This is a genomic window from Schnuerera sp. (assembly GCF_035459645.1).
GTDB lineage: Bacteria > Bacillota > Clostridia > Tissierellales > Tepidimicrobiaceae > Schnuerera.
Genome location: NZ_DATHXO010000276.1, coordinates 1 through 5347, shown reverse-complemented (window position 1 = coordinate 5347; position 5347 = coordinate 1). Strand labels below are relative to the sequence as shown.

The 5347-nt window shown below is 33.0% G+C and carries 9 protein-coding genes; all 9 read right to left on the bottom strand.

What is annotated here, in order from left to right; genetic code table 11:
• A partial coding sequence (locus tag VK998_RS06470; protein ID WP_325226713.1) for a F0F1 ATP synthase subunit delta occupies window positions 1-140 on the bottom strand: 140 nt, incomplete at its 3' end.
• Window positions 128-637, bottom strand: coding sequence for a F0F1 ATP synthase subunit B (atpF, locus tag VK998_RS06465; RefSeq protein ID WP_325226712.1), 510 nt, complete (start codon window positions 635-637; stop codon window positions 128-130). The genes VK998_RS06470 and atpF, both read right to left, overlap by 13 nt.
• A gap of 66 nt (window positions 638-703) precedes the next feature.
• The gene (atpE, locus tag VK998_RS06460; RefSeq protein ID WP_325226711.1) at window positions 704-988 is read right to left on the bottom strand and encodes an ATP synthase F0 subunit C; all 285 of its coding nucleotides are present in this window, start codon (window positions 986-988) and stop codon (window positions 704-706) included.
• 41 nt (window positions 989-1029) lie between these two features.
• Entirely contained in the window at window positions 1030-1701 is a 672-nt protein-coding gene (atpB, locus tag VK998_RS06455) for a F0F1 ATP synthase subunit A (RefSeq protein ID WP_325226710.1), read from the bottom strand.
• A 62-nt stretch (window positions 1702-1763) separates the two neighbouring features.
• Window positions 1764-2153, bottom strand: a complete 390-nt coding sequence (locus VK998_RS06450; protein ID WP_325226708.1) for an ATP synthase subunit I — start codon at window positions 2151-2153, stop codon at window positions 1764-1766.
• Between the two features lie 4 nt (window positions 2154-2157).
• Window positions 2158-2385, bottom strand: a complete 228-nt coding sequence (locus VK998_RS06445; RefSeq protein WP_325226707.1) for an AtpZ/AtpI family protein — start codon at window positions 2383-2385, stop codon at window positions 2158-2160.
• A gap of 220 nt (window positions 2386-2605) precedes the next feature.
• Window positions 2606-3265: a 3-oxoacid CoA-transferase subunit B gene (locus tag VK998_RS06440; RefSeq protein WP_325226705.1), complete on the bottom strand. Its 660-nt coding sequence runs from the start codon at window positions 3263-3265 to the stop codon at window positions 2606-2608.
• Window positions 3265-3921 (bottom strand): acetate CoA-transferase subunit alpha, encoded by a 657-nt coding sequence (gene atoD / locus VK998_RS06435; protein WP_325226704.1) that lies wholly within the window; start codon window positions 3919-3921, stop codon window positions 3265-3267. The genes VK998_RS06440 and atoD overlap by 1 nt, the downstream gene beginning before the upstream one ends.
• Before the next feature lie 204 nt (window positions 3922-4125).
• Window positions 4126-5304 carry an acetyl-CoA C-acetyltransferase gene (locus VK998_RS06430; protein WP_325226703.1) on the bottom strand — a complete coding sequence of 393 codons (1179 nt, stop codon included), beginning with the start codon at window positions 5302-5304 and terminating at the stop codon, window positions 4126-4128.
• Between the last annotated feature and the right edge of the window lie 43 nt (window positions 5305-5347).

Below are 5347 nucleotides of genomic sequence, written 5' to 3'. Positions count from 1 at the left end.
AGTATCTTCTGAAGTTCTAATTCTTCTTTCAATATACTTGAAACATTGGCAATATCTTCCCTAAAACTTTCCAATTTATTCAATTCTAAACCAGCTTCAAACAAAGCTTCAGCATATCTTTTCCCTACTAATTTTGCCATTCTTTTGTACCTACCTCATCCACAAATTTTTCAATTAAATCCTGTTGAGAAGCCATGTCTACATTCTTATCAATTATCTTAGAAGCAATTAAAACAGCCATCTCTCCTGCTTGCATCTTTACATCTAAAAGAGCTTTTTCTCTTTCAGCTTGAATTTCTCTTTTTGCTTTTTCAACAATATTTTCTGCTTCTTTTTTTGCTTCAGCTATTATATCCTCTTTTATCTCTTCTCCTCTTTTTCGACCATTTTCAATTATTTCTTGAGTTTCTTGTTTAGCCTCTAAAAGTTTTGATTCATAATCTGATTTCAATGTCATAGCTTCTTCTTTTAATGTTTTAGCTCCATCTATATCATTTTGAATTTTTTCTTTTCTTTTGTTTAGAATGTTTGAAACTGGTTTATATAATAGTTTCCTAAGTCCAAAAAATAAAATCAATAATGCTATCCAGGTTAAAACTACTGACAACAGATCTGGTATTACCCTTACATCAAACATTGCTAAGCCTCCTTTTCATAAGGGGTATTTTGAGACGGGTTCCCATCAAGAGGGATACCCACCTCTTTATAATCCTAAGTTTAAATATGCAGCTAATAGTGGTCTAACGAATAATAGAATTATAGCTATAACTAATCCGTAGATACCAGTTGTCTCTGCTACTGCTTGCCCTAAAAGCATGGTTCTAGTAATATCTGCTTGAGCTTCTGGTTGTCTTCCTACTGCTTCTGTTGCCTTTGCTGCTGCATTACCTTGCCCGATACCAGGACCTATACCTGCTATCATAGCTAAACCTGCACCTATTGCTGAACATCCTAATATAAAAGCTTCACTTGTTATTCCTTCTAACATATTAATGTCCTCCTCCCAATTTTTAAAAAATTTTATTTTCTTTAATCTAAATTACCACCAATAAATATCATAGTTAACATAGCAAATATAAATGTTTGTAATACTCCTGCAAACAAATCAAAATATGCATGTAATGGTGGGGCGATTAATGGTGCAAATAATCCTAAAGCTTGATATATAAGCCCCATTATTATAACTCCACTTAAAATATTTCCAAATAAACGGAAAGATAAAGATACCGGATTAGCTATCTCTCCAATTATATTAAGGGGAGTTAAAAATGCCATAGGCTCTGTAAAACTTTTTAAGTAGCCACCAAATCCTTTGTTCTTTAAACCATAGAACTGAGTCAATGTAAACGTAACCAATGCCAAGGCAAGAGTCACACTATAATCAGATGTAGGTGGCGTAAAACCAACTAGTCCAAATAGATTGGCAAATAGTAAAAATGCCATAAGGGCAAATATGTAAGGAGCAAACCTTACATGTTTTTCTCCCATAGTCTGTTTAACTAAATTGTCAACTGCTTCAACAGCCATTTCAATCACATTTAGAAAGTTGGAAGGTTTATCATCTGCATTTACTTCCTTAACCTTCCTATTTACTATTGCTGCAAAGATAAGTAATAATATTACTACAATGTACATATTAACAACAGTATCTGGTATTAACATTGATCTACCAAATAAGTTTACTGTAAACTCTATTTTCAAATATCTCCAACCTCCTTTCTTCCAATCCTATATAATAGTATAACAAAATTTCTTAAATGTGATTAGTCTTTATTGTTTTTCTTTCGTTTATTGCTATAAATTGCAGAAGTAACAATTGCTATCTTTATCATAAATAGTCCAAATGCTGTTGTGAAAAAATTTAAATAATCTGCTATAGCTGCTACAATAAGCACTATTGCATAGATAAAATATCTAATAAAGTAATGTAATATAGAATAATTATAAGCTTTTGACGGTTTCATGGTTACTGCTCTTTTAGAAGTTTTTTCTATCAATTTAAAGCCTAGTATACTAATAGTGGTCCCAAATATATAACCTAATACATAAGGCTTTGAATCCTTTATCCCTATAAACATTATTCCAATAACAATCAAGCTATATACTATAGTTTTCCTAATTATTACATATACTATATTATTATCATCAAACATAATTTCACTTCCTATTGTTCCTATCTTTATCTGCCAGTTTGAATAAATTCAAAAACCCAGCTATAGCACCTAATATAATGAATATTAGAGTAAATATCATTTCAGTTCCAACTTTTTTATCGATAAATCCACCTAAATATACCCCCATAATTATAGGAGTAATTATAGATAAACCTATTTGAGTTATTAAACTTAAATTTTGAAGCATGTTTTTATTATTCTTTTTATTCAAACTACCAACTCCAAACAATAGCTCGTTAAATATGTAACTATTTGTAAATATTAATTTTCATATAATATAAATATACTTTAAATTCGATAAAATTGCAAATATTTCTTGTTAAAAAAATAGATTATTTAAAGGTTTTCTTCAATAGTTTGTCTTATTTTTCACATATAGGGCTTAAGGTTTTTATTATTAAAATACCAAAAGAACCCTTTAAAGGGTTCTTCTATACTTCCATTTTTATTAATGCATCTGATATTATTAATTTAGCTTCCGTAGCTTCTTGAACTTGTTCTACTGTAAATTCTGGATTGATTTCTTTTAATACTACTCCTTCATCTGTAATTTCCATTACTCCCATTTCAGTAACTATCATATCCACTTGTTTTGCTGCGGTTAAAGGTAGATTACATTTTTTAAGAATTTTATGATTTCCTTTCACTGTGTGTTCCATGGCAATAATTACCTTTTTAGCTCCTACAACTAAATCCATAGCACCGCCCATTCCTGGAACCATCTTTCCTGGTATCATCCAGTTAGCTAAATTCCCTTCTTCATCTACTTGTAAGGCACCTAAAACCGTTACATCTACATGACCACCACGGATAATTCCAAAGGATACTGAAGAGTCAAAGAAAGCTCCTCCAGGTAATATGGTAACGCATTGACCTCCAGCATTTACTATATATTCATCCTCTTCTCCCGTTTTAGGAGCTGGTCCTAATCCTATAAAACCGTTTTCCGATTGAAAATATACGTCCACATTTTCAGGAACATAATTAGCTACCATAGTCGGTAGTCCAATACCTAAATTTACTATATCTCCATCTTTTAATTCCTTAGCAACTCTTTTAGCTATTATTTCTTTTATCTTTGCTCTATCCATTATTTGTCACCTCCAACAGCAATATAATCAATAAATAATCCAGGAGTAACAACATGGTTTGGATCTATTTCCCCTACTTCTACTAAATTGTCAGCTTCAACTATTACTGTATCTGCTGCAGTTGCCATAAGGGTGTTAAAGTTTCGAGTAGCTCCATAGTAAACTACATTTCCAGATTTATCTACAGTATTTCCCAGCAATAAAGCTATATCTGCTTTCAATGGTAATTCTAACAAATATTCTTTTCCGTCTATTTCTATTTTTTGTTTTCCTTCTTCAACTACTGTGCCTACACCCGTTGGAGTTAATATACCTCCAAGCCCAGCACCAGCAGCCCTTACCTGTTCTGCTAATGTACCTTGCGGTACTAAAACAACCTCCATTTCACCGGAATTCATTTGATTTCCTGTTTCTTTGTTGGTTCCCACATGGGAAGCTATTAGTTTCTTAATTTGCTTGTTTACCACTAATTTCCCTACACCTGAATCAACAAAACCAGAATCATTACAAATTAATGTTAAATCTTTAACACCTTTCTCTACTAATGCATCTACCAGCTTATGAGGAGTACCACAACTTAAGAATCCGCCAACCATAATGGTCATACCATCTTTAACATGGTCAATAGCTTCATCTATTGTAACTACCTTTGCCATAAAAACACCTCCATGATGCGACTAGTCGCAAATTTTAAATTTTGAATTGTGAATTGTGAATTGTAAATTAAACTTTTCATTCACAATTCAAATGCATAAAATCATTGTTTGTTATGATTTTATCAAAGTTTTTGTAGCTTATCAACAACTAATTCTAAACAATCTTTTTAGCAATTAAATTTCAACCATTTGATAGTTAAGCGATTATCGCTTAACTATCATAGCTATTCCTTGTCCGCCGCCTATACATAAGGTCGCCAGTCCATTTTTAGATTCTCTTTTTTCCATTTCATATAGTAGGGTAACCAAAATTCTAGCTCCCGAAGCACCTATTGGATGTCCTAGGGCTATAGCTCCTCCGTTTACATTTGTTTTATCTATATCTAATCCTAAATCCTTAACTACTGCTAAAGATTGGGCAGCAAAAGCTTCATTTGCTTCTATTAAATCCAAATCTTTTATTTCCATTTTAGCCTTTTCTAATGCCTTTCTAGTTGCTGGTATAGGTCCTGTTCCCATTATCTTAGGATCTACTCCTGCTGAAGCATAGGATACAATAGTTGCTAAAGGCTTAATCCCTAGTTCTTTTGCTTTTTCCTTTGACATAAGGACTAAAGCTGCTGCTCCATCATTAATTCCTGAAGCATTTCCTGCTGTTACTGTACCATCTTTTTTGAAAGCTGGTCTTAATTTTGCCATACCTTCTATTGTTGAACCAAATCTTGGATGCTCATCAGTATCTACAACTATTGGATCTCTTTTTCTTTGTGGGACTTCTACTGGAACTATTTCATCTTTAAATGTTCCACCCTTTATGGCTTTTTCTGCTCTCAATTGGCTATTTAGAGCAAATTCATCTTGCTCTTCTCTGGAAAGATTCCATTGTTCTGCTATGTTCTCAGCCGTTATACCCATATGGTAATCATTAAATATATCCCAAAGTCCGTCTTTAACCATATAATCTTCTATAATTCCGTCTCCCATCCTTTGTCCCCATCTAGCTTTCTTCAATAAATAAGGTGCTTGAGACATATTTTCAGTACCACCAGCTACTATTATATCCGCTTCTCCTGCCATCACAGCTTGAGCTGCTAAAGCTACAGTTTTAAGTCCTGAACCACATACCTTATTGACGGTATAGGAAGGTACCTCTACCGGAATTCCCGAATGAATTGAAACCTGTCTTGCCACATTTTGGCCTAATCCTGCTTGTAGTACGTTTCCGAATATAACTTCTTCTACCATATCTGGCGTAATATTTGCTCTTTTCATTGCTTCCTTAGCTGCAACAGTGCCTAATTCTACTGCTGACACATTTTTAAAACTGCCTCCAAAAGTTCCTATAGCTGTCCTAACTCCAGAAGCAATAACAACTTCTCTCATATTCTTACCTCCCATTTTTATTTTTATATATAATCTTGTCATT

What these genes read in the sequence shown, in the direction of transcription:
- VK998_RS06450 (WP_325226708.1), bottom strand. Translation starts at nt 2,153, where the DNA reads ATGTTTGATGATAATAATATAGTATATGTAATAATTAGGAAAACTATA.
- atoD (WP_325226704.1), bottom strand. Translation starts at nt 3,921, where the DNA reads ATGGCAAAGGTAGTTACAATAGATGAAGCTATTGACCATGTTAAAGAT.
- atpF (WP_325226712.1), bottom strand. Translation starts at nt 637, where the DNA reads ATGTTTGATGTAAGGGTAATACCAGATCTGTTGTCAGTAGTTTTAACC.
- VK998_RS06430 (WP_325226703.1), bottom strand. Translation starts at nt 5,304, where the DNA reads ATGAGAGAAGTTGTTATTGCTTCTGGAGTTAGGACAGCTATAGGAACT.
- atpE (WP_325226711.1), bottom strand. Translation starts at nt 988, where the DNA reads ATGTTAGAAGGAATAACAAGTGAAGCTTTTATATTAGGATGTTCAGCA.
- VK998_RS06440 (WP_325226705.1), bottom strand. Translation starts at nt 3,265, where the DNA reads ATGGATAGAGCAAAGATAAAAGAAATAATAGCTAAAAGAGTTGCTAAG.